This window comes from Nostoc sp. C052 (assembly GCF_013393905.1).
In the GTDB taxonomy this organism is placed as follows: domain Bacteria; phylum Cyanobacteriota; class Cyanobacteriia; order Cyanobacteriales; family Nostocaceae; genus Nostoc.
Window position 1 is genome coordinate 3,152,086 of the sequence record NZ_CP040272.1, and the last position, 25,502, is coordinate 3,177,587.

Genomic DNA, 25,502 nt, shown 5'->3' on the forward strand with positions numbered 1-25,502 from the left:
GTTTTTACTTAATCCAAAGTTCCAAATCCAAAATCTAAAATTGGCATCATGAAGCACTCGTTAGTTGTTTCGTAAATTTTTCATTGCCGATAATTTCGCCAACAGAACTCAAAACTGGTGGTGTTAAAGGTGCAGGTTCGTTCTGCAAAGGTAGACGTGGAAATAATAATTCAGCGGTGCGATACGCTTCTTCTAAATGGGGATATCCAGAGAAAACGAAAGTTTCTATCCCCAAATTGCGATATTCCAGCATCCTCGCGGCAACGGTGTCGGGATCTCCAACGAGTGCCGTACCAGCACCACCCCGCACCAATCCAATTCCTGTCCACAGGTTGGGGCTAATCTCTAAGGTTTTTCGACTACCGCTATGTAGTTGACTCATGCGCCGCTGTCCTTCAGAATCAGAATTAGCCAAGTCTTTTTGAGCTTTGGCGATCGCATCCTCATCGACATACTTAATTAGCTCATTGGCCGCATCCCAAGCAGCTGACTCGGTTTCTCGCACAATTACATGCAGGCGAATCCCAAAACGGACTGTTCTACCTTGTTGGGCCGCTAATTTTCGGACTTCGGCAATCTTTTGAGCCACTTGCTGCGGAGGTTCGCCCCAAGTCAGGTAAACATCAATATGTTTAGCAGCAACCCGCTTGGCAGCAGCAGATGAGCCACCAAACCACAAAGGTGGATAGGGTTTTTGCACTGGTGGGAATAAGAGTTTACCGCCTTTGATATCCAGGTATTTTCCCTGAAAATCGACTGTTTCCCCGCTGACGATACCCCGCCAAACTGTCAGAAATTCGTCGGTTAAATCATAGCGATCGTCATGACTAAGATGCAGTCCATCCCCAGCCAGTTGTACAGGATCTCCACCTGTCACCACATTAATCAACAATCTTCCTTTAGAAATCCGGTCAAATGTTGCTGCCATTCTTGCAGCCGCACCAGGGGAAGTAATTCCTGGACGAATTGCCACCAGAAATTTCATCTGCTTGGTGACAGATATAAAAGCAGCGGCAGTTATCCAAGCATCTTCACAAGAACTTCCTGTGGGTAACAATGCGCCTGTGTAGCCTAAACTATCTACAGCTTGGGCAATTTGCTGCAAATAGTCAGGTGTCGCAACACGAGAGCCTATATCTGTGCCTAAATAGCGTCCGTCATGAGATCCAGTAGGAATAAACCAAAGAATTTGCATCTGTGTCAGGCAGGGTAAGGATAAAAGTCTACGGTAGCTCGACCGAATTACCGTAGTTTATAGTCAGTATTCTACAGGAAATTATTTAAAACGCCAGTATAGATTAACGATTCATAAAGAATAACTGCCCACAAAATTGACTTTTTCACGGGCAGTTCTGATAATCATGACACTTTTGTTGCAACAATGGCTGTCGTGAAGAATACAAGTTTTGTGTTAATTACTCACATTTTGCGACTTTGAAGTGTTCACATTCGGTTTGATCGATAGAAGCCTTGCTCCTTGTGGTTTCTTTGTCTGTGCCTGAATAAAGGTTATGATCGCTCATGGCTAAAACTATCTAATACAATAGACATTTGCTGAAAAAGAATGTAGAGACAGGAACTTGAACTGGGTTTCTCTGCAAGACGCGATCGCTTTTCTACAAGGATGAAATTTGAGAAAGATTGGGTTGAGTTACAAAAAAGTAGGAGTAAAGTTCTAGTGTGGAACTTGAAAGCTGGTATCTTGCTACTCACACTGAGTTGCATAATTGCAACTGGTATAGCAGTATATCTTCTTGGCGGTATTGAACCAGCCCAAATCCAAGCATTGCTAAAATCTTCTGGTATTTGGGCACCTGTAATTTATATTGCCCTGTACGTTGTCGCAACAATGTTAGTTTTGCCCTCAACGGTACTCAATTTGACTGGAGGTGCAATTTTTGGCCCTTGGCTGGGTACTGTCTGGACTAGTGTTGGAGCAGTGATTGCGGCAATAATTGCCTTTATTTTTACTCGGACTATTGGACGCCAAACAGTGGCAAAACGACTAGCAGGACGCTGGCAAGCTATGGATGCTGAGGTGCGTCGGGGAGGGCTTTTTTATATGTTTGCCATCCGACTAGTACCGATCATGCCCTACGGCTTGGTCAACTTTGTTGCGGGACTGACTTCGATCAGCTTTAAAGATTATGTTTTAGGTACAACACTAGGAACAGTACCAAGTGTTTTGCCTTTTGTATTATTAGGTAGTTCTGGTTTAAAAGCAGTCAATACAGGCGATTTTTTACCGCTAGTACTTGCCTTAGGCTTAACGGGGACGCTGGTAGCAGGATCTACTTGGTATCGCCATCGTCGGACTTTTCCTCAAAAAGCTGTAGAAAGGCTTAAAAAATCAGACTCTTCAGATGATATTAACTCAAAGAATAAATAAACTATAACAATCTAACTTGAGTTTTACTAAGTATACTGAGAACCAAACCCTTGCGATCGCAAGCAGTCTGTCAGCTTGGCTGTTCAAAAATTAAACAAAATTTTTAGATGCTACCAAAGTATTCATTCATTGTTCCAATTTATAACGAAGAAGAAATTATTCCTGAACTGTACCGCAGACTGAGTGCAGTCATGAATCGGATGGATGGTCTTGTCGAATTAATTTTGATCGATGATGGTAGCCGCGATCGCTCCTTACAATTATTACGAGACCTCCATCAAAAAGACCCGCGAATTTGCTACTTGAGCTTTGCTCGTAACTTCGGTCATCAAATTGCAGTTACAGCTGGTCTTAATTTTGTTCGGGGTCAAGTTATCGTCATCCTGGATGCTGACCTACAAGATCCACCAGAACTAATCCCCGACATGGTTGAAAAATGGCGACAGGGCTATCAGGTCGTCTACGCTCAACGCACTCAACGCCTTCAGGAAGGATGGTTTAAGCGTTTGACCGCCTATTCCTTTTATCGCCTCCTTAAGAATTTGGCAGATGTAGAGATTCCTACTGATACAGGTGATTTTTGTTTAATGGATCGGCAGATCGTAAATATTCTTAATTCTATGCCAGAACGTACCCGTTATATTCGTGGTCTACGTTCTTGGGTTGGCTTTCAGCAAACAGCAATTAGGTTCGAGCGCGATCCTCGCTTTGCTGGGGAAGTTAAATATACTTTTAGCAAATCCTTGGCCCTTGCTATTAATGGTCTAGTGTCTTTTTCAATAGTGCCACTGCGATTATCAACCTACTTAGGGTTAGTAGCGGCGGCGGCGGCCATCTTAATGGCCCTATTGGTCTTGTATTGGCGTCTTTTTGTGCCTCATTCACCTTTAACCGGGTTTACGATTATTTTGATGGCAATTTTCTTTCTCGGATCTGTCCAGTTGGTTAGTGTTGGCATCTTGGGTGAATATATAGGGCGCATCTACGAAGAAGTTAAAGCCAGACCCCTCTATACTTTGGCAGAGGTAGCTGGTTTTGATCGCAAATCTTCCAACTCAACAAGCAATCCTGACAAACTAGATAATTTAGAAGATCCTACTATGCAAAATCTAGACAAGTATTGACCAAAGAAAGGCAATCCCGATGAAAGGAGTTTCAAAAAGCTTGGATGAAAGAATGACTGAGGATTGGGAAATCTTACCCATACTCCGTTCTCAACGCCCTAAAATTCCATCCTGCAAGGGGGTGGAGTTTTTTTATTTGCTCTGGGGCGATCGCAGTTGCTTGAGTGAACTTAGCCAAGAATTTTGACATATTTTCGCCTGAGAGAAAAGTACTGGGTCTTGCATTGTACCAAGCTCTATGCAAAGATAATTCTACAAAAGTACGGTAAATCGATAGAAGTATCGTATTTAACTAAACAATTGATGCTGTCAAAAGATAGCTAATTACATTAAAAATTAGTGTTAATTGGCAAATAGTCACTTGAATCAAAATCAAGCTTTAGTCAATGTCAGTAGGCATTGATTAATTTTGTACAGCATAACCAAAAAAACGGCATCTAGGATGTCTCAAAAGTATCAGTTTAGATAGCGTGTGGTTGAGTTTGCCTTAAAAGGAGAGAAGTCTTTGCTAAATCAGTGATTGTTTCATCCAAGACGTTTCTAGTATTCTTAAAAACGTCATAGTTATCAGTTAACAATAATTTTGGATTGTACATTCATCTGCTTAGTATTGGTTTCGATATCCATCAGAGATTTGTACCTTTCTCACCAGCAAAGCGTTGCTAAATAAACGACCTAATGCTTGACAACAAACATTAGATCGAAGATTTATCCTGCTTTGTCTGTCAAATTGAGGGCTAGTTTATTCATCTTTAAGGTTGAGGAGTTAAGGATTCATGTCTAATTTGCGCTGGAATTATAGAATCGTGTTTCTGCTTTTGTTGCTAGATATTCTAGCTATCCTGGTTTTTTCTCCAGCTAAAAGCCAGGCTGAAGTACCTAAATCAGATGTATCTACTACTGAAGTAGAAAAGAACAAAGCTCCAGAAGCAGTTGTCAATCAAACAGTAGACACTTCAGTTGCACCACCAACTAACAAAAAAGCTCCCAATGATCTTCGAGATCGAGTGACACCTGTCTCGCAATTATTGCAAGCTGCACCACCAACTGACAAAAAAGCTCCAAATAATTCTGCGGGACAAGTGACATCTGTCTCGCAACTGTCAGATATTAAGCCTACAGATTGGGCATTTCAAGCATTACAGTCTCTAGTTGAGCGCTACGGTGTAATTGCCGGATATACAGATGGTACATTTAGAGGCGATCGTTCCCTAACGCGCTATGAGTTTGCCGCTGGGTTGAATGCAGCATTAGATCGCCTCAATGAGCTAATAGCAACTTCAACGGCAGATTTAGTCAAACGCGAAGACTTGGATACCATCAAAAAACTACAAGAACAATTTTCTCCAGAACTCGCTCAACTTCGGGGACGCGTAGATAGCTTGGAAACGCGAACTGCGAAGTTAGAATCAACTCAGTTTACAACCACAACTAAACTTGTAGGCCGAGGTCAGATTGTTGTTGGCTCAGTTTTTGCGGGCAATAACGTTTTCACCAAGAGACCAGCACCTCGCAATGTCACACTTCAAGGCTCAACTTCTTTACGGTTAAACACCAGTTTTAACGGTAAAGATTCACTAGGTATAACAATAGGTGGTGGAAATATTGAATCATTAGGACAAACAAGAGCCGGATTATTAGGAACTTATGAGGGGAGAACTGCTGATAACTCCAGTATTACTTTTGCACGCAACACTATTATTCTTAGTGGTGTTCGCTATCGGTTTCAACCTCTTCCAGGTACCCAAGTCAACATTTATCCCTTGTCTGATGGAGCTAGTGAGATCGGTCTTTCTGGCCCCATTAACCCATATTTTGAATCGTCTTCTGCAACTGGTGCTAATGGGATTTCACGATTTTCACGGCGGTCTTTGGTCTATAACTATGGAGACAGCGGCCCCGGAATTGCCATACTCCAGCAATTAGGCAAACAGCTTCAATTCGGGATAGCGTACAGCGCACCAAACGGTAATAATCCTACAGCTAATAATGGCTTATTTAAAGGCAGGTATTTAGCTTTAGCACAGTTAATTTATTACTCTTCTAATCGGAATTTTCGGGTGGCTGCAACTTACGTTAATACCTATAGCCCAGCAAATACCATCGGTTTTAGTGGAACAAATTTTGGCCCAGCAGTCGGGAGTAATCTGGTAAACAGCACCGTGCCTGGAGCAGGAACTGTAGGCAACCTTTATGGTCTACAGGCGTTCTATCAAGTTAGTCCCAAGTTGGCAATCAATGGGTGGGTAAGTTATGCAGCACACCGCTATTTGGGATACGGAGATGGTAATGCTATGGATTGGGCAGTAGGGCTGGCATTCCCCGATCTTTTTAGTCAAGGCGCTTTAGGAGGGGTTTTAGTTGGTATGGAGCCGAAAATCACCAGGCTCAGTCCAAATGTAAATTTGGGAGCAGGTGCGGGACAAGCGGACAAAGATACTTCCCTACACGTTGAAGCATTCTATCAATATAAAATCGGAGATAATATTGAGGTGACGCCTGGCTTAATCTGGATTACTGCACCGGACTCTGATAGCAGCAATCCTGATAGTTTATTTGCTTGGGTTCGTACAGTCTTTAGGTTTTAACGTTTCGCGGAAGTCCCCAGGCTCAATGTATTCATAGCCTGGGAATTCTAAGAAAAGCCGAAAGGCTTGCGTAACCTCGTTCCCAGTCTGCAGACTGGGAATGTATTCTCAGAGGCTCTGCCTCTGGTCAAGCCACTGGAGGCGGAGCCTCCCAAAATCGATTCCCAGCCTGGAGGCTGGGAACGAGTCAGTCCAAGGGTTGTATTTTAATTTAGTGCCATTCGGAAGGAAACCCAACATATTGCAATATGTTGGGTTTCCCTCCAAGAAATAAATTATCCAATCTTGTGGGGTGGGCGACACGAGAGCCATATCAACTGGGCGCTCATGTTGCCCACCCCACAAGAGTTAATTGAATATTTTTTTATTTGGAAGTCCAATAGAGAAAAGTCTGAGTGGAATGGCACTAAGAAAAGGCGAAAGGCTTGTGTCATCTCGTTCCCAGTCTTCAGACTGGGAATGTATTCCAAGAGGCTCTGCCTCTGGTCAGCCCCCTGGAGGCGGAGCCTCCGAGAATGGGTTCCCAGCCTGGAGCCTGGGAACCAGTTAGGGCAAAGCTTATAGCTTTTCTTAGTGCCATTCAAGTCTGATTGCTAGAAGCCAGTACTCAGAATTTTGGAGTGGATTTAGTTGATAAATTGGGTTTTTATAGATACAGAAAAAGTCTACCATTTAGAAATTAAATGTACTACGTATAGCACCTACCCAAATTGGATCGTTGGCAGAATCTCCTTGGGGGTTGAGAATTACAAACAAAGTTGGGGTAACACTAATGTTGTCATTCACTCGATAAGTATAGAAACCTTCTAAATGGAAGGAAGTATCTCTGTTGACGCGAGTTGTGACATCATTGCTAGTGACTTTAGGAGGTACACCAAAGACTAACCCACCTAGATTCGCTTTTTTAAATAGGTCTGGAAAAGCCAAGGTAAGCGCACCATTAATTATGGTTGCATCGTTACTAGTACCTTCTTGATGGGCAAGAGTATAACCAAACCAACCACCTATATTAACTACACTACTGGCTTTCCAGTTGACCTGCAATCCGAAGTTATCGGATGAAGTGGGATTGGCGGCAAAAGGAAGAATAGCGAAACTAGTACCTGTACCACCAGTGATGTTATAACCAGATCCAAAAGCAGCAGTTGAGCCAGTACCAACGGGGACAGGGGCAGGAAAGTATTTGCGGGCGTAGGCGAAGCTAATATCTAGACTGCGACTGGGTGTGAAGGTTAGTTGACCAAGTGCCTCATAGGAGTTACCAAAGAGTCCTCCTTTATTGGTTGCATTGCCACCAGGGTTATTAGCTAGACCGTCATCTACTATGTAACCTGCATTGAGTTGGAGTTGATTATTAAATTTATGGGCAAAAGCTAGACCGGCACCGTCAAAGCCGGGTCGGTAAATTACAGGGTTGAAAAGTGCAAACCGGGAGAGAGTACCAGTTTGGGCATTACCAATCAAGGGATTTAGTGTTGGAGCAAAAGTAACTGGTTGCAACGCTCTTGGGCCTATCCAAACAGTAGTTTTAGCTCCAATTGGGAAGCGATAGAACAATCTGTCAAGATAAACAGAACCATCTGTGTAAAAAGTATTCCTTTCAACATTAAACCGAGTCTGTGGAGTTCCTGTCAGAGGTGTTGTTCCTCCAGGGAAAACTGCGCCTGAGAGGGCTGGAACGTTAACTGCTGTTAAACTAGTGGTCAACTGGTCTTTACCAGTAAAGCTGGTTTGTAGGGCAAGTGTAGCGCGGTAGCTAAAAAAGACGTTGGTGTTATCCCTATTACTATTGACACCGTGACCAAAAGTATCACCCACAAAGAATTGTGCAATCCCTTGCAGTTTGGTAGTTGTAGAAAACTGAGTTGCTTCTAACTTAGCAGTACGTGTTTCTAAGGCATCTACCCGTCCGCGCAATGTGGTAAGTTCAGCAGCAAACTGTTCTTGTAGTTTTTGCAGAGTAGCTAAGTCTTCTTTTCGTACTAAATCTCCGGTGCTAGTAGCAATCAGTTCGTTGAGGCGATCGAGGGCTGCATTCAAGCCTGCGGCAAATTCATAACGAGTCAACGCCCGATTACCTTTAAATGTGCCATCTGGATATCCTGCAATCACTCCGTAGCGTTCAACCAAAGACTGCAACGCTTGAAAGGCCCAATCTGTAGGCTGAACATCAGAGAGTTGTGAAACAGATGTAACTTGCTCTGTGCGATCGCTAGAAACACTTAAAACTGGCAATTTTAATGCGCTACCCAATGGTTCTGCATTCGATGAAGTCTTCTGAGTAATGTCGGTTGGGGTAATGTCTGATATTACTTGCTGTGTCGGCTGTGCTGTCTTTTCTACTTCAGCGGCACTTGTTGCTGAAGACAGCGCTAAGAGTCCACCAAACAAAGCTGGAATCACTAGCAAATAATTCCACAAAACTTTAGGCATGGGTTCTTTGTTCCTCACACAATATCAACTAAATTCCGCTGCTCAATCTTTTTCGGTAGCTACAAGACCTTGTGGAAGAGCGAACATCCGTATATATATTTCTTCTTGGAATTTCTTCGGTTTCCAAGTAGGGACGTACATCTGTACGCCCCTACGACCGATTCATTTGTTGCAAAAATTTAGCCATCAATTATTTATTGACAGACTAATAGCTAGGGTTTCAGAATTTATACACTTTAGACGCTAAACAGCTTATTAGCTTTTAGCTACTTTCACTAAGCTCGAATTCTGAAAAACATTGGTAGCTAGATGCTAGGAGCCGGAATAGGATTCCTAGCTCTTGTTTGGAAAAATTTATTAAACAACGATAACTCTATCGGAATTAAGTACTTTCTGTACTAACATTGGATATTTGCATAAAAGACTTTAAAAAGCAAGCCTCTTGAGAGAGATAATTAAGCTTATTTTACATAACTTTATGTTTGAAGATGTTTCTGGAAATACTTGCTTTTTGTCGAAAACTGTGAAAAGCTTTGTTATATCAAAAACTACGGTTTATTGATCAAGATAAAGTAGTTGTGATAATCTAGTGACAACTTGTCTTTAAAGTGGCCATATTTACAGGCTACTAGCTAGATTTCTATTTAATTTATTTATTTTGCAGCATCGATGGGGTGAAGACTTGATGCTTAAGACTTTATCGATGGGGGGAAATGGCAAATGATCAAGACGTTAACAACCGATTTGGAACTCGACTTAGAAGCAGATGTGCTTGTGATTGGAGGTGGCCCATCTGGGACTTGGGCGGCATGGAGTGCTGCATCAAGTGGATCTAGGGTAATCCTTGTTGATAAAGGATATTGTGGCACAACTGGATGCGCTGCTGCATCTGGAAATGGTGTATGGTATGTGCCACCCGATCCAGAAGCACGGGAAACAGCGAAGGCGAGTCGGGAATCGTTGGGTGGGTTTTTAGCCGATCGCAATTGGATGGATCGGGTATTGAATCAGACTTATGTAAGCGTCAATCAGTTAGCAGAGTGGGGTTATCCCTTCCCTACCGACGATGAAGGCAAACCCTACCGGCGATCGCTGCAAGGGCCAGAATATATGCGGCTGATGCGGCGGCAAATTCAGCGCGCTGGAGTCAAGATTTTAGACAACAGCCCCGCCTTAGAACTACTGGTAGATGACGATGGTGCTGTTGCTGGTGCAACAGGTGTGAACCGTCAGACTGGTGAGAAATGGATAGTGCGATCGCCAGCCACGATCATTGCAACAGGTGGCTGTGCGTTTCTCAGTAAAGCGTTAGGATGCAACGTCCTGACAGGGGATGGTTATCTGATGGCGGCAGAAGCAGGAGCCGAGATGTCGGGTATGGAATTTTCCAATGCTTACGGCATCTCCCCCGCCTTTTCTTCAGTCACCAAAACCCTGTTTTATAATTGGGCAACTTTTACCTACGAAGACGGTACTGTGATTCCGGGGGCAAGTTCTCATAGACGGTCAGTAATTGCTGAAACCTTACTGCAACAACCAGTCTACGCCATCATAGACAAAGCGGCAGAATCAATGCGGCCATCTATGCGTTTAGCACAGCCGAACTTCTTTTTACCCTTTGACCGTGCAGGCATCGATCCATTTACCCAACGTTTTCCTGTCACCCTGCGTCTAGAGGGGACTGTGCGCGGTACAGGGGGAATTCGGATTGTCGATGAGAGTTGTGCTAGTTCTGTAAGGGGACTCTATGCGGCTGGAGATGCAGCGACACGAGAACTAATTTGTGGCGGATTTACTGGTGGTGGTAGTCATAATGCCGCTTGGGCAATATCTTCTGGTTATTGGTCAGGGAAATCGGCTGCTGAATATACCCACAGTTTGGGAGAACATAAAACTCAACGACAAGTTAAAAGAGTTGGAGAGGTAGTATTACATAGTGGGAGCGATCGCACCTTAGCGACTGATGAAATTATTCAGGCAGTCCAAGCTGAAGTATTCCCCTACGAAAAGAACTATTTCCGTACAGAACAAGGCTTAACCGAGTCTTTAGGTAGGTTAAATCATCTTTGGCAAGAACTCCGTAGTAGCCAGGTAACATCAGAGAAAGAACTTCCCAGGGCGCGAGAAGCTGCGGCAATGTTAGCCACAGCACGATGGATGTACAGCAGTGCCATTGAACGTAAAGAAACTCGTGGAATGCACAAACATTTAGACTATCCAGAACAAGATGCTAACCAGCAACACTACCTAATTAGTGGCGGATTAGATCAAGTCTGGGTGAAGAGTCAGCCTTTACATGGTACAGAAAAGTCACAATCCAAAATAGGAGCAGCAGTGTGATTGAGTTGGTCAGCGAGTCGCGGTGCATAGAATGTAATATCTGCGTGAACATTTGTCCAACCAACGTGTTTGACAGAGTGCCAGATGCGCCGCCAACCATTGCCCGACAGAGTGACTGTCAAACCTGTTATATGTGCGAATTGTATTGTCCAGTTGATGCCCTTTATGTTGCACCAGAAAGCGATATGAAAACTTCAGTCAACGAGGCAGAATTAATACAAATTGGGCTATTGGGTAGTTATCGCGAAAACGTTGGTTGGGGACATAAACGCACCTCAACAGCAAAAGCCGATGAAACATTCCAAATTTTGAAGCAGATGAAATAGTAACGCAATGTGCAACTTATCCTTAGAACCCCACTTCCATTTTTCTTGCCACAGGGAGAAAGGTTTTGATTCTTGCTCCCCAAGGCTAGTAGGGAAAGGGTTGCGGGTTAGGTCTCTTGAGAAAGTTGCACACGGCGTATAGTACAGCGGAGAAAAAAGTCATGCTGTCGTTCCCAGTCGGAACAGATTCTATTAGTAAAAATAAATTTACTTCCAAATTATCAACCTCAATTGCTTGTATCCTGCTGTTACTAACTACAGGATGTAGCTCAGGGGAAACTAAGTCCGCTCAATCTGTTGAGGCTATTAATACCAAAAGTGCTAGCACTGTAGCTGCATCTAATAGCATTTCTACCCTGCGTATAGGTTATGTAGGTAGTTCAGAACCTACAGGGCCACTTGGTTGGGCAAAGAAAAAAGGAATTTTAGATCGTGAGTTGCAACAAGCGGGATTTAAAAATATTACTTTTGCAAGATTTCCTAACGGGCCGGATCTAAATGAGGCGCTGGTCGCAGGACAATTAGATGTTGGTTCTTTAGGGGATACACCAGCCATCGTTTTGAGAGCAAGGGGTCAGGAAACTCGACTGCTAAGGATCACTCAGTTTAATACAACCGCCTGGTTAGTGGCGAAAAAGAATGGCCCGCGATCGCTTGCTGAACTTAAGGGTCAAAAAATAGCTACCCAAAAAGGTTCTTATATGCATCGATACCTGCTGGGTCTATTAGCTGAAGCAAAAATTGCCAAGGATGTAAAAGTTGTCCACTTGATGACTACTGAGGCAAAAGCAGCTTTAGAACGTGGTGATGTCGCAGCTTATGCAACTTCCAGCGATCTAGGGCCTTTTCTGAAATCACAAGGGTTTCCAGTGATTGATTCTTCGGCGAATCATAAGGGTTTGTCAGGGACATCATTAGTTGTTGCAACCGAAAGCTTTTTGGCGAAACAGCCTGATTTCCCCCAGAAATTTAATGCAATTCTCACAGAAGCAGCCAAGGATTTAAAAGCTAATTCTGAAGAATATTATCAGTACCATGCCCAAACTACTAAATATCCCATCGATATCATCAAAGTATCCTTCCCTCTCAAACAGGTATCAGAAGAACCATTACCAGCTGAGGGTGTGAAACTTTTAGAAGGGACAAAGAATTTTTTAGTTTCGCAGGGTTTAGCAAAGTCCAACTTTCAATTAACAGATTGGGCTATTAAAGAAAAATAAAGAGTGGGGGAGATGAGGAGGCAGAAATCAGTAACTTTTCTGAGCAAGAAAAACAAATTTTTGTAATTAAGTCTTTCAAAGGTGCAATTCCCAAGCTCAAAGGTGCAATTCCCAAGCTCAAAGGTGCAATTCCCAAGCTCAAAGGTGCAACTTCCAGGCTCAAAGGTGCAACTTCCAGGCTCAAAGGTGCAACTTCCAAGCTAAAAGGTGCAACTTCCAAGCTAAAAGGTGCAACTTCCAAGCTAAAAGGTGCAACTTCCAAGCTAAAAGGTGCAACTTCCAGACTAAAAGGCTCAACTCCCAGGCTCAAAGGTGCAACTCCCAGGCTCAAAGGTTCAACTTCCAGGCTCAAAGGCTCAACTTCCAAGCTCAAAGGCTTAACTTCCAGGCTTATAAACTTAGGACTCACGCAATAACTCTCTGAAACTCTTATTCCTTCGTGTCCTTTGCGCCTTTGCGGTTCGTTTTTCCATTATTTTGCGTAAGTCCTGTAACTTTCCGCTTCCCTCTTGACCAATCCATTTGAAAATCTAGGTAAAATGGCCATGACTATTGCACTAGACCGTCCACATAAAACCAAGTCTGCTCAAATTCGGGAAAAACTGGGTTATCCGATCATCGACACTGATGTACATACCCAAGAATTTCCGCCAGCATTCTTAGACTATTTAGAGCAAGTTGCTGGAACTGCGATCGCAGAGCGTTTTCAAGAACACTTACCCGGTGCATCTCGCTCTAAATGGTTTAAGCAATCTTGGGATGAACGCCGCGCTAACCGTACCGCCCGCCCTCCTTTCTGGACTCGTCCTACTAACGATGCTTTAAATTTAGCTACCGTTAGTTTGCCTAAGTTGTTGCACGAACGCTTACAAGAAGCAGGTACAGACTTTGCTGTTGTGTACCCTAACTTGGCAACGATGGCGCCACATATTGGCAATGAAGAGATGCGGCGGGCTGTTTGTCGGGCAGCGAACACTTACCACGCTGATATTTTCCGTCCTTATAGCGATCGCTTAACACCCATTGCTTCCATCCCCATGAATACGCCCGAAGAGGCGATCGAAGAGTTGGAATATGCTGTGAAAGTACTGGGACTCAAAGCAATTCAAATCCCCGGACATATCCGCCGCCCGATTCCCGCCTTTGAGAAGTATGGCGAAGAAGTAGCTAACGAAGCCATCTGGATTGACACCTTTGGCTTGGATAGTAAATATGATTACGATCCCTTCTGGGCAAAATGCGTAGAACTAAAAGTCGTACCCACCACCCACTCTTCCGGTATGGGTTGGATCAATCGGCGTTCCATTAGCAATTACCAATACAACCATATTGGTCACTTTGCATCGGCTGCGGAAGCGCTGTGTAAATCTTTGTTCTTTGGTGGTGTAACTCACCGCTTCCCCACACTCAAGTTTGCTTTCTTAGAAGGAGGTGCAGCTTGGGGTGCTAGTTTGTACACTGATTTGATTTGGCACTGGGATACCCGTAATAAAGATCATTTGGTGGAAAACAACAATCCCGCCAATATTGATCGCGAAGAACTGCTAGAACTTTATACCCGTTATGGTGGTGAATTAGTACATGGTCGTTTGGATCAGCTAGGTAGCGGTTTAGGTTTCCACGCCGAATTAGTAGCGCCCTTAGAACCAGGTGATTTGGATGAATTCGCCGTTGCAGGAGTAACGAAGCCAGAGGATATCCGCGATCGCTTCTTGAATCACTTCTACTTCGGGACAGAATCAGATGATACCCGTGTAGCTCAAGCCTTTAACCGCAAAGCTAATCCTTATGGCGATCGCGTGAAAGCATTTTTAGGTTCCGATTCTGGTCATTGGGACGTACCTGATATTACTGCGATCGCAGCTAATACCTATTCAATGGTAGAACGCAAGATTATCACTGAAGAAGATTTGCAATATTTTCTATCGATTCATCCCTTGGAGTTATACACCAGCCTGAATCGTGATTTCTTCAAAGGTACGGCTGTGGAGAAAACCGCAGATGAATTTTTGGCTGCGAAAGAGACGCGATAAATCGCCGTCTCTACAAAGGATTGATTCTGCGTCTTTGCCAATCCCCATAAACAATTTGAATAATTTAGGGTAAACTATCATGACGATTGCTCTAGACCGTCCACAAAAAACCAGGTCTGCTCAAATTCGCGAAAAACTTGGTTATCCAATCATTGATACTGATGTACATACCCAAGAATTTGAACCAGCAGTCTTAGATTATTTAGAGCAAGTTGGTGGAACTGAACTTGTCGAACGTTTCAAAGAAAATTTACCAGGATCATCCCGCTTTAAGTGGTACAAGCAAAGTTGGGAAGAACGTTTTGCTTATCGTACCAATCGCCCTAACTGGTGGGGTCGTCCAACCAAAAATACTTTGAATTTGGCTACCATTAGCTTGCCCAAGTTGCTGCACGAACGCTTACAAGAAGCAGGTACAGACTTTGCTGTTGTGTACCCCAACTTGGCAACAATGGCCCCAAATATCGGCAACGAAGAAATGCGCCGGGCTGTTTGTCGGGCTGTTAACACCTACCATGCTGATATTTTCCGCCCTTATAGCGATCGCTTAACACCCATCGCCGCTATTCCACTGCACACTCCCCAAGAAGGGATTGAAGAATTGGAATATGCGGTAAATGTTCTCGGACTCAAAGCAATTCAAATCCCCGGTTACGTCCGTCGTCCAATTCCTGCCTTTGAAAAATACGGCAAAGAAGTCGCTAACGAAGTGGTTTGGATTGATAACTTTGGCTTAGATAGCGAGTATGATTACGATCCATTCTGGGCTAAGTGCGTAGAACTGAAAGTTGTACCCACAACTCACGCTTCTAGCCAAGGTTGGACAACTCAGCGTTCTGTCACCAACGCCCAGTACAATCACATTAATCACTTTGCCTTTGCAGCCGAAGCATTATGCAAATCGCTGTTCTTTGGTGGAGTTACTCGCCGCTTCCCGCAATTAAAGTTTGCCTTCTTAGAAGGTGGTTCAGCTTGGGGTGCTAGTCTATACGCTGATATTATTTGGCATTGGGAAACCCGCAACAAACAACATTTGTTGTCAAATAACAATCCTGCTATTATCGACAAGGAAGCATTAGTAGAGTTGTACACTCGCTACGGTGGCGAACTTGTAGATGGACGCTTAGATAAAATTGGCGACGGTTTAGGATTCCACCATCAGCTATTAGCGCCAGAAGATCCAGGCGAACTCGACGAATTTGAACTAGCAGGAATCGAGAAGCCAGAAGATGTGCGCGATCGCTTCTTGAATCATTTCTACTTCGGTACAGAATCAGACGATACCCGTGTCAGCCAAGCCTTTAACCGTGCAGCGAATCCCTTTGGCGATCGCGTTAAAGCCTTTTTGGGTTCCGATTCCGGTCACTGGGATGTGCCTGATATCACCGCCGTTACTGCCAACGCCTACTCAATGGCAGAACGCGAAATCATTACCGAAGAAGACCTCCGCTACTTCCTCTCAATCCATCCTTTGGAGTTGTACACCAGTCTCAATCAAGACTTCTTCAAGGGTACAGGTGTTGAGAAAGCCGCAAACGAATATCTAGCGGCTAAGAAATAACTGTCATTGGTGATTAGTCATTTGCAAAGGACTAATCACCAATGACAATCACAACGTTCCATGTTCCATTTCCTCTGTTCACTTGTAGCGTGGGTCTTGCCCACTCTACATTTCTCTTAAATAACGAACCGCAGAGGCGCAGAGGACACGGAGAAAGAGAGTTGAAAAAATATCCTAAAACTGACGCCAAAATCCTCTTGATTTCTCCTCCCTCTGCGTTCTCTGCGTCTCTGCGGTTCGTTTATTTGGATAATTTATTGGTTAGAAATCCCTAAAAGGATAATTTAATTATGGTGCTAGATATTACAAAACCAAAGGATTACGTTGACCTAGCAACTTCTCTATCCAAGGAACTTGCTCAATCGGCAGTTGAACGGGATGCTAAAGCTGGAGTTCCAGAAGAGGAAATTAATAAACTACGTGAAAGTGGACTGCTACCACTGATTGTACCGAAGCAATATGGTGGCATTGGTGCAACTTGGATTGATGCTTTAAAAGTTGTCAGAAAGCTATCAAAAGCAGATGGTTCAATTGGTCAATTATATGGTAATCATCTCAATTTAACGGCTTTGGGTCACGTTTCTGGCACACCAGCCCAAAAAGAAAAATATTATAGAGAAACTGCTAAAAATAACTTATTTTGGGCAAACGCCATTAATACACGCGATACTAGGCTGAAAATTAATCCAGAAGGTGAGAATTTTCGGGTTAATGGTGTTAAAAGCTTTGGTACAGGTATTTCCGTTGCCGATTATCGGGTATTCTCCGCTTTAGAAGATGGCGTAGAATTGCCCTTCATATTCATAATTCCCAAAGACAGGGAAGGGTTAGTTTCTAATCACGATTGGGACAACATCGGGCAACGTCGTACTGATAGCGGTAGTTATACATTTAACAATGTTCTAGTAGAGAAAGATGAGATTTTGGGGCCACCAAATCCTCCTGATAGTGCCTTCTCAACTTTTCTTGGGATTATTGCCCAGCTAACAAAAACCAACGTTTATCTGGGAATTACTAAAGGAGCCTTCGCTGCTGCTCGTGAATATACTAAAACTACTACTAAAGCGTGGATTACATCAGGGGTAGATAGTGCTACTCAAGATCCATATATTCTGCACCATTACGGAGACTTTTGGCTTGAAATTCAAGCTGCGATCGCACTAGCCGACCAAGCAGCCGAGAAGGTGCAAGCAGCCTGGGAAAAGGATGCATCGCTGACTCATCAAGAAAGGGGAGAAGTTGCGATCGCAGTTTCCGCAGCCAAAGCATTAGCGACCCGTGTAGGTATAGATATTACCAACCGCATCTTTGAAGTGACGGGAACTCGCGCCACAGCAACTAAATATGGATTTGATCGTTACTGGCGAGATTTGCGAACCTTTACCCTCCACGATCCTGTGGATTACAAATTGCGTGCGATCGGCGATTGGGTACTCAACGATCAGCTACCCGTCATCACCCAATATTCTTAGGGCATTGGAAATGGGAACGGGATACTAAGGAAGAGTTTTCCCAATGCCCAATATTCAAGCTGTCTACTCGCTGTTTTGTAGGGTGGGCGTTATCTAATTCCACCTTACTTACCTAAATCTAAAATCCAAAATCCAAAATCCAAAATTAATATGACTCAACTAAAAACACTTCCTACCTACGACCCAAGTTTATTTGAGGGAGCCGCAGAGGGCTACGCTCAATATAGAACCAAATACCCACCAGTTGTATTCGACAAACTAGCCGAAATATTTCATCTCAATGGTCAAGGACGACTCCTTGATTTAGGTACTGGCCCAGGATTAATTTCAATTCCCCTACGAACCAAATTTGAAGAAGTTGTGGCGATCGATCCCGATCCCGGTATGATTGCAGAAGCCAAACGGCAAGCAGCAACAGTCGGAGCAAATAATATTACTTGGTTAGAGCAAGGAGCAGAGTTAATCGACTCTAGTTTAGGGAAATTTAAGTTAACCACGATTGGTAGAGCCTTCCACTGGATGGAACGCGAACTAGTTCTTGAACGCCTTTATGAATTGCTAACTGATGATGGTGCATTAGCATTGCTTAACACTGGTGATAACCCTTGGGAAAGCAATCTACCTTGGAAACAAGCTGCTGTTGGAGTAGTGAAAAAATGGTTAGGGGATGAGCGACGGACTGGACAACGAGGACAAGGTATTCGTAAGCCAGTCGATCCTCCCCATGAAGTTGTAATTGGCAATTCGGCTTTTGCTCGTCAAGAAACTTATGAAGTGCCATTTGAAAAATCTTGGACTGTCGATAGCTATCTGGGCTACTTATACACTACAGCCTTCTCTCTGAAAATTTTCTATGGTGATAATGCTCCAGCATTTGAAAAGGATCTTAGAGAAGCGCTACTAGCAGTTGAGCCGTCTGGACATTTTACAGAAGAACTGCAAGCTACAATTCTAGTCGCTTGGAAGCACTAGTACGGTAAGGCAGAAGTACAAAAGTCAAAATAATTGTATTCCAAGCTCTTGCTAGCAAAATTGAACACGAATAAAACAGAGTTTCATTCACAAATTTCAATCTTCCACTAGCACCACTCTGGAGTGGGTCTTTCTCACTCCACTTCCTAAATTTTTCCTCTTAAGCTAATAAAACATCTAAATTGCATAATCGAATTAAACATAACTCTTGTGGAGTGGGGAACATGAGCGCCCAGCTTATGCAATTTAAATATGGAATAGCTTAACTCTTAAATTCTCAGTTCCTCGAGTCGTTATAGAGTGGGTATGACCCACTCTCTTTTCTAACTTCCGACATAAAAAATCATATTCATTTTGAATTCTGACTACTGAATTCTGCTCGATAAAATTCAGTCAAACAAAAATAAAAACTAAAAATATCCATTTACCTCAAGAAATTACATTGAATCATGTTCAGAAGCTACAGAAAGTCATGGTTGCCTGCGAGTATAGCTCGTTATTTTTTGCTGGCGTTTACGACTTTTCTGTTAGTGACAGGCTGTAGCTCTCCAAGTACTCAAAACAATACTTCCCAAGTTGAGCCAACTACTGCAAGCTCAAAAAAACTAGAGGTGATCAACATCGGTCATCAGAGTGGTACACCAGGTCTGAACTTACTGAAAGCTCAGGGCTATTTGGAAAAGCGCTTTGCTGCTGATGGCATTGCTATCAAATGGATAGAATTTCGCGGCGGCCCGCCAATGATGGAAGCAATGGCTGCAAACAGTGTTGATATTGGTAACGTTGGAAATCTACCACCAATTTTTGCTCAAGCTGGTGATAATCCCATTGTTTATGTTGCTGCAACTGCTTCCAACGCAGGCGCTCAAGCAGTTATTGTCCGTAAGGATTCACCAATCAAAACTCTTGTGGAACTCAAGGGTAAGAAAGTTGCAATCCAAAAAGGAACAGCCCTACAATATTTGCTTTTGAAAGCTATAGCAAGTGCTGGATTAACTCTCAATGATATTCAACCTGTTTACCTGAATATTCCAGAAAGTCAGGTTGCTTTTGAAAGTGCCAGGGTTGATGTGTTACCCACTAGCGATCCGTTTTATGCTCGGAAAGAGCGAGCAAATGAAATACGAGTTTTAGCTAAAGGTTCTGATGTCGCCCCTCAACGAGCCTACTATATTGCGACACGCAATTTTGCTGAAAATCACCCCGATTTAGTAAAGATAATCTTGGAAGAACAAAGAAAAGTAGAAGAATGGGCTAAAGCTAACCCCAATGAAGTTGCTAATTTGTTGGCAGCGCAAACTAGACAAGAACCAGGAGTCTGGAAATGGGCTTTAGAGAGACGGCCTATCTTAGGGGTGTTTGATATAACTGATGAATTTATCGCTGAACAACAGCAGGTAGTTGATCTCTTCTACAGTCAAAAGCTGATTCCTAAAACTTTTCAAATCAAAGATGCAGTATGGAAACCGAAAAGTTGATTTATTAAAAGAGAAGTTATAATTCTTGAAGGCTGTACAGCACTTTTTATGACAACAGTGCTGTACAGCTTTTATATTTAACTTTGATAGCTTGACATAATTTATATCACAATGATCTTAATAGCTTGATATGAATAAAATATCATGATTTATTGATAGATATTTTTAATTAAACAAAAAATATTTAATTAGTCCAATTTTCAACTATATTAATAAACAAGAGTTTTTTTGGCTATTTAGCTCGTAATTAATCATAATCGTTCTGACCACGGATAAAGGAATAAATAAAACAACCCATGCCAGCTTTAAAAGGAAAGTTTGAATTCAGGAAAAGTCAGAGAACAACACGTCGTTCGTTGTTGTTTGCTTTGGGCTACTGCTTAATGCTATCGACAGTCTTATCAAGTTGTGGTGAAGCCAAAAATAACACTCAGCAATCGACAGCTACCCCTGAGTCTACTGCTTCATCTAGTACTACTACAGAGAAGTCAACTGAGAAACAAGTAGTGCGGATTGTACGTTCAAAACAACTTTCCGCTTTAGCAGTTTTAGAAAAGCAGGGTTCCTTAGAAAAGCGATTAGAGCCTCTGGGTTTTAAAGTACAGTGGCCTGAATTTGCCGCTGGGCCACAACAGCTAGAAGCTCTGAATGCCAATGGACTAGATATCGCATCTACAGCCGAATCGCCTCCTGTCTTCTCGCAAGCAGCAGGAGCGCCTCTTGTTTATCTAGCTACTACACGCCCTAGTGGTAAAGCTATTTCACTTTTAGTTCCGGTGAACTCTCCGATTAAAAGTGTTACCGATTTGAAAGGTAAAAAAGTAGCTTTCCAGAAAGCCTCCATCGGTCACTACTTATTAGTTAAAGCATTAGAAGATGCCGGACTAAAACTGAGCGATGTCCAATCAGTTTTTTTAGCGCCGCCAGATGCAAATGCGGCATTTAGTCAGAGTAAGGTGGATGCTTGGTATATTTGGGAGCCATTCGCTACTAGAAATGTACAAAATAAAATCGCTCGTGTTTTAGCAGATGGTGGTAAGTTACGGGATACTGGTAACTTTTACTCAACCTCACGCCAGTTTTATCAGGCTCATCCTGATGTTATCAAAGTGTTTCTAGAGGAGCTTGAAAAAGCAGAAATCTGGACTAAGGATCATCCCAAAGAAGTGGCACAATTACTTGCTCCTGTGACTCAGCTAGATCCACCAACTCTAGAAATAATGCATAAGAAATATGACTATGGGTTGCTACCAATCACTGATAAAACTATTACCAAGCAACAGGAAGTTGCAGATAAATGGTACAGCTTAGGACTTATCCCCAAAAAGGTGAATGTTAAAGAGGGATTTTTGACACCTGAAGAGTACGCCAAAATTACTCCTTCAGAGGTTCTAGCGAATAAGTAATTATCCCCAGGAAGAAACAAAAACACAGGAGAATATTATGTCTACCTCGACTTTGACAAAGGTTAAAATTAGGTCTATTGATGCCCCTTTGGGAGCTATCGTTACCGATCTGGATGCTAGTCAAGCGATCGCACCTGAAGTTATCCTACAACTTAAGGAAGCTCTGCGCGATCGCCACATCTTAATCTTCAAAGACCAAAAGCTCTCCGATCAAAAACTTTTGAACTTTTCTCTATACTTTGGCGCACTCTTCGTACCATCTGATGAAACTCCAGTATTGGCTTCTAAACCAGGAGAAACTCCGGTAGTGATTCCGATTTCCAACGTCGATGGTGGCTATACCGGTACTGGAGAATTAACTTTTCATTCTGACCACAAATGGACTCCTACCCCATCTAGTGGTTCGCTTCTTTATGCGTTGGAAATACCAACTCATGGTGGAGATACTTATTGGTTAAACACCAATTTAGCTTATGAAGCATTAGATGAAGCTACCAAAGAACGAATTGCAGATTTGCAGTTAATTACCTACAACCCATTTTTGCGAGATCGGAATGCACCCCGCTCTTTGTATCGTTTAGATAAGAATATTCCTTTAATAAGTCCGGTCTTTCCCCATCCTTTAGTTAGGACACATCCAGAAAGTGGTAAAAAACATCTTTATTTAGATGCTGCTACAGAAGTGGAAATTGTCGGGTTAGAGCCGGAAGAAGGATCAAAACTGATTGAACAGTTAAGGCAACATCTAAATCAACCCAAGTTCTATTACGAACACAAATGGTCAGTAGGTGATATTGTTTACTGGGATAATCAAGCTACTTTGCATTACCGTCAAGCATTTGATCCGAATGAACGACGAGTATTGAAGCGGGTTAGCCTTGCAGGCAGTCGTCCCTTTTAGGCTTTATACCTTAAAAAACTAAGCTAATGCGCGTTTAAATTCTAAATTTTACTAAGGTAGTCAAGAGTCATTAAACGCCTATTATTCATGCGCTTTTTCGATAAGAATATCCAACTGAATTCTGATGACTGACGCATGTATTATGTTCAACAAGCAAGATACCCGACTTCTTTAAGAAGTCGGGTATCTGTGGGTGGCAATTCTTCGCAATCCAATAGGATTGGTAGAGTAATTTTGATATAAATTAAGTAAAAAAATCATAAAAACTTTTTTTAAGTGTCAGACTATATGCTTATAAAGATAAATAGATAGAAATATTCCTTTTTTGTTTAAAACTAGTGTTGATGAATACTTTATTTCAAGAACAGATTAGGTAAAATTTATACTGAAATTGATAGTTGTTTGCAGTCATGATAAACAACAATATTTATGAAATTTAAATAGATGGTAGTATGGCGTTTTTTAAATCTTTGCAGAGCCTAAAGTTATCTAGTAGTAAGCCGCTACAATCAAAATTTCAAAAACCAAAGATGGCAGATGAGTATATCCTAAATACTAAATATGTAGAAGCGAAAGATAAAGTTGAGTGCAAATTCTCTGTATTGATAGCTGCTTGCTTGATCACAATGCCAATGGCTATATTTGGTTGCAGCCAAGAAATTAAAACTACTCAAAATGAAGCATCCTCAATTAGTACACAATCTCAGAGTCAAACAGTTTCTAATACTCCACAAAAACAAGAGCTACGAGTTGTTTATTCTAAACTTGGTTCTCTTGCAGTGATGAGAAAGCAAGGAACTCTAGAAAAAAGTTTGGCAGGAAAGAATTTTACAGTCAAGTGGCTAGAGTTTGCTGCTGGTCCACAAGCCTTAGAAGCGTTAAATGCTGGTTCTCTTGATATCGCAGCCACAGCTGAATCACCACCTATATTTGCTCAAGCCGCAGGTACACCTCTTGTGTATATTGCAACGACTCCATTTAATGGTAGAGGAGTTTCTTTTTTAGTACCAAAAAACTCTCCGATTAAAAGTGTCGCTGATTTTAAAGGTAAAAAAATCTCCTTTCAAAAAGCCTCTATTGCCCACTATGTTTTACTAAAAGCCTTACAAAAAGAGGGACTAAAACTAAGTGATATACAATCTCTTTTTCTCCCACCTCCAGATGCAAATGTAGCTTTTAGTCAGGGCGGAATTGATGTTTGGGTAATTTGGGAACCTTACATTACCAGAAATGTCCAAAAAAATCTTGGTCGTGTATTGATAGATGGACAAGGACTCCAGGATCTTGGTGGCTTTTATACTACCTCACGTAAATTTGCAAAAGAGCATCCTGAAATTCTCAAAATTTTTATAGAGGAGTTTATCAAAGCTGAAGATTGGTCACAGAAAAATATTGATAAGTTAGCAGAACTGGAGACAGGTGACGTTGGCATTGATGTACCTACCCTCAAAACAATTCATAGTAAAGCAGTATATGGTCTACTACCAATTACTGATGAAGTTGTTAAAAAGCAACAACAAATAGCTGATTTATGGTATGCACAAGGACTTCTACCAAAGAAGGTTAATGTCAAAGATGGAGTACTCACTCCAGAAGAATATGCAGCATTTACACCTGATTCAATTAAATCTAATAAGTAAATAATTTTTATCAAATTTAAAAACTGGAGAATTTAAGTTATTAGCTGATGTTTTTGTATCAGTAGTTAATACAAACAAGAGGTGTAAAAGTGTTTAACAATTTTGTAACAACCAAAACAACAATAATCGGCAGACTAGCATTATTTGTAATGCCTGGTTTTTTAACTTTATCTACTACTTTAATCAGTTGTACGTCAACAGTACCTAATACAAATACCGGAACAGTTTCTAAAGCAGAACCAGCCGGGGAAAAGACTATAACTTCTAAAACAAAGGTACTGCGAATAGGATATCAAAGCTCTGGTGATTTAGTTAGAGTCAGAGGAGTTTTAGAAAAACGTTTAGAGCCTTTGGGTTTGAAAGTGGAGTGGTCACAATTTGCTCAAGGGCCACAACTCATGGAAGCGATGAATGTGGGCAAAATTGATATTGGCTCAGTTGGAGAAACGCCTCCGATCTTTGCCCAAGCTGCGGGTGCAAAAATTATCTATTTGGCTGGTAGAAGACTGGGCCCTAATTCTGGTAAAGGCAGTGCGATCGCAGTTCCAAAAGGTTCTCCAATTAAAACTTTAGCTCAAATTAAAGGTCAAAAAGTAGTTTTTCAAAAAGGTTCGGCTTCTCACTATTTTATTATCAAAGCCTTAGAAGAGGTGAATCTCAAATATAGTGATATTAAAGTTCTGAGTATGCCCAATGTTGAAGCACGTGGGGCATTTATTCAGGGGACTATTCCAGTTTGGGTAACTGGTGATCCTCATTTAGCTTTGGTAGAAAAACTCCACGGTGCGCATGTATTGCGAGATGCTACAAATATTGGCACTCCAGGAGGTTATTACATAGGAACACGTGAGTTTACTAAGGAGAATCCCGAATTAGTTCGCATCATTCTAGAAGAAATTGATAAAAATGGTCAATGGGCAGAAGCGAATCGGAAAGAAGTAGCCAAACTTATAGCACCTGTACTCAAAATTGATTTACCCATTCAGGAAATAATTTCTAGTCGTGCTACTTATCGGCTGAGAGGAATTACCCCACAACTAATGCAAAGCCAACAAAGTGTTGCTGATTTGTTCTATAACGAAAAAATATTACCTAAAAAGATTGATGTTAAAGAAGCACTGCTGACACCTCAAGAATATGCAGCTATCACCCCTGAAACACTCATTAGTGAAAAATAAATATTGAACTGGGGATTGGGAATATTTGAATGGGGATTTAGACTCCGAGTAAATCTTACTTATATTTTATTCCCCAGTACTTATCAGAGTTGAAAAAGTGATGCGATCGCAATGAAGTTTTATAATGGCATCTACTTACTTAAAACGCCAATTTACTAGCATTGAAATATAAGTAAGTTAACTTGTGTTTCAATGCTTAGTTGGTGTTCTAGGAGGTTGACATAGCAACTTCCAATCATCTTACTGATTATTAAAAGTAAGGCTGGCAAATGAAAAACTAATACTTAGGAGGAAAATCTTAACTGATGAACAAACCATTTCAACAGCGCCGACGTACTTTTAGACTGAGAAAACTCACACCTGCGATTATTGCTGAACAACAAAAAGTTGCTGATTTCTATTTTTAAGAAAAAGTCATCCCCCGTAAGATAGGTATCAGAG

General features: G+C 42.0%; 19 protein-coding genes. 16 read left to right on the forward strand and 3 right to left on the reverse strand.

Annotation, left to right across the window (positions count from 1 at the left end):
* Positions 1 to 46: 46 nt before the first annotated feature.
* A complete protein-coding gene (ssuD, locus tag FD723_RS12600; protein WP_179065635.1) occupies positions 47 to 1,195 on the reverse strand; it encodes an FMNH2-dependent alkanesulfonate monooxygenase in 1,149 nt (382 codons plus the stop codon).
* Between the two features lie 483 nt (positions 1,196 to 1,678).
* Between ssuD and FD723_RS12605 the strand changes: the two genes are divergently transcribed.
* The 4 genes from FD723_RS12605 to FD723_RS12620 all read left to right on the forward strand — a co-directional run bounded on the left by FD723_RS12605 (position 1,679) and on the right by FD723_RS12620 (position 6,101).
* Entirely contained in the window at positions 1,679 to 2,389 is a 711-nt protein-coding gene (locus FD723_RS12605; protein WP_179065636.1) for a TVP38/TMEM64 family protein, read from the forward strand.
* A gap of 107 nt (positions 2,390 to 2,496) precedes the next feature.
* Positions 2,497 to 3,513 (forward strand): glycosyltransferase family 2 protein, encoded by a 1,017-nt coding sequence (locus FD723_RS12610; RefSeq protein WP_179065637.1) that lies wholly within the window; start codon positions 2,497 to 2,499, stop codon positions 3,511 to 3,513.
* Positions 3,514 to 3,532: 19 nt separating this feature from the next.
* Positions 3,533 to 3,700: a hypothetical protein gene (locus tag FD723_RS12615; RefSeq protein ID WP_179065638.1), complete on the forward strand. Its 168-nt coding sequence runs from the start codon at positions 3,533 to 3,535 to the stop codon at positions 3,698 to 3,700.
* 589 nt (positions 3,701 to 4,289) lie between these two features.
* Entirely contained in the window at positions 4,290 to 6,101 is a 1,812-nt protein-coding gene (locus FD723_RS12620; RefSeq protein WP_179065639.1) for an iron uptake porin, read from the forward strand.
* Positions 6,102 to 6,773: 672 nt separating this feature from the next.
* Here the strand turns inward: FD723_RS12620 and FD723_RS12625 are convergent.
* A complete protein-coding gene (locus FD723_RS12625; RefSeq protein ID WP_179065640.1) occupies positions 6,774 to 8,534 on the reverse strand; it encodes an iron uptake porin in 1,761 nt (586 codons plus the stop codon).
* 720 nt (positions 8,535 to 9,254) lie between these two features.
* On the opposite strand from FD723_RS12625, the gene FD723_RS12630 reads away from it, so the two are divergent.
* From FD723_RS12630 to FD723_RS12640, 3 genes are all read left to right on the forward strand, one after another.
* Complete coding sequence (locus FD723_RS12630) at positions 9,255 to 10,874, forward strand: FAD-dependent oxidoreductase (protein ID WP_179065641.1); 1,620 nt, start codon at positions 9,255 to 9,257, stop codon at positions 10,872 to 10,874.
* Positions 10,871 to 11,200 carry a 4Fe-4S binding protein gene (locus FD723_RS12635; protein WP_179065642.1) on the forward strand — a complete coding sequence of 110 codons (330 nt, stop codon included), beginning with the start codon at positions 10,871 to 10,873 and terminating at the stop codon, positions 11,198 to 11,200. The genes FD723_RS12630 and FD723_RS12635 overlap by 4 nt, the downstream gene beginning before the upstream one ends.
* 161 nt (positions 11,201 to 11,361) lie before the next feature.
* Positions 11,362 to 12,420: an ABC transporter substrate-binding protein gene (locus FD723_RS12640; RefSeq protein ID WP_179065643.1), complete on the forward strand. Its 1,059-nt coding sequence runs from the start codon at positions 11,362 to 11,364 to the stop codon at positions 12,418 to 12,420.
* Here FD723_RS12640 and FD723_RS12645 read toward each other — a convergent pair.
* The gene (locus FD723_RS12645) at positions 12,407 to 12,829 is read right to left on the reverse strand and encodes a hypothetical protein (RefSeq protein WP_179065644.1); all 423 of its coding nucleotides are present in this window, start codon (positions 12,827 to 12,829) and stop codon (positions 12,407 to 12,409) included. The genes FD723_RS12640 and FD723_RS12645 overlap by 14 nt on opposite strands.
* Positions 12,830 to 12,965: 136 nt before the next feature.
* On the opposite strand from FD723_RS12645, the gene FD723_RS12650 reads away from it, so the two are divergent.
* From FD723_RS12650 to FD723_RS12690, 9 genes are all read left to right on the forward strand, one after another.
* Complete coding sequence (locus tag FD723_RS12650) at positions 12,966 to 14,453, forward strand: amidohydrolase family protein (RefSeq protein WP_179065645.1); 1,488 nt, start codon at positions 12,966 to 12,968, stop codon at positions 14,451 to 14,453.
* Positions 14,454 to 14,532: 79 nt separating this feature from the next.
* Positions 14,533 to 16,014 carry an amidohydrolase family protein gene (locus FD723_RS12655; RefSeq protein WP_179065646.1) on the forward strand — a complete coding sequence of 494 codons (1,482 nt, stop codon included), beginning with the start codon at positions 14,533 to 14,535 and terminating at the stop codon, positions 16,012 to 16,014.
* A 290-nt stretch (positions 16,015 to 16,304) separates the two neighbouring features.
* Entirely contained in the window at positions 16,305 to 17,486 is a 1,182-nt protein-coding gene (locus FD723_RS12660) for an acyl-CoA dehydrogenase family protein (RefSeq protein WP_179065647.1), read from the forward strand.
* Positions 17,487 to 17,636: 150 nt separating this feature from the next.
* Positions 17,637 to 18,458 (forward strand): class I SAM-dependent methyltransferase, encoded by an 822-nt coding sequence (locus FD723_RS12665; protein ID WP_179065648.1) that lies wholly within the window; start codon positions 17,637 to 17,639, stop codon positions 18,456 to 18,458.
* A 449-nt stretch (positions 18,459 to 18,907) separates the two neighbouring features.
* Positions 18,908 to 19,936: an aliphatic sulfonate ABC transporter substrate-binding protein gene (locus FD723_RS12670; RefSeq protein WP_179065649.1), complete on the forward strand. Its 1,029-nt coding sequence runs from the start codon at positions 18,908 to 18,910 to the stop codon at positions 19,934 to 19,936.
* Between the two features lie 296 nt (positions 19,937 to 20,232).
* Complete coding sequence (locus FD723_RS12675) at positions 20,233 to 21,342, forward strand: aliphatic sulfonate ABC transporter substrate-binding protein (protein WP_179065650.1); 1,110 nt, start codon at positions 20,233 to 20,235, stop codon at positions 21,340 to 21,342.
* Positions 21,343 to 21,379: 37 nt separating this feature from the next.
* Positions 21,380 to 22,243, forward strand: coding sequence for a TauD/TfdA family dioxygenase (locus FD723_RS12680; protein WP_179065651.1), 864 nt, complete (start codon positions 21,380 to 21,382; stop codon positions 22,241 to 22,243).
* Between the two features lie 530 nt (positions 22,244 to 22,773).
* On the forward strand, positions 22,774 to 23,883 hold the full coding sequence (locus FD723_RS12685) for an aliphatic sulfonate ABC transporter substrate-binding protein (protein ID WP_256875168.1): 1,110 nt from the start codon (positions 22,774 to 22,776) through the stop codon (positions 23,881 to 23,883).
* Positions 23,884 to 23,972: 89 nt separating this feature from the next.
* Positions 23,973 to 25,061 (forward strand): sulfonate ABC transporter substrate-binding protein, encoded by a 1,089-nt coding sequence (locus tag FD723_RS12690; protein WP_256875169.1) that lies wholly within the window; start codon positions 23,973 to 23,975, stop codon positions 25,059 to 25,061.
* The last annotated feature ends 441 nt before the right edge of the window (positions 25,062 to 25,502 follow it).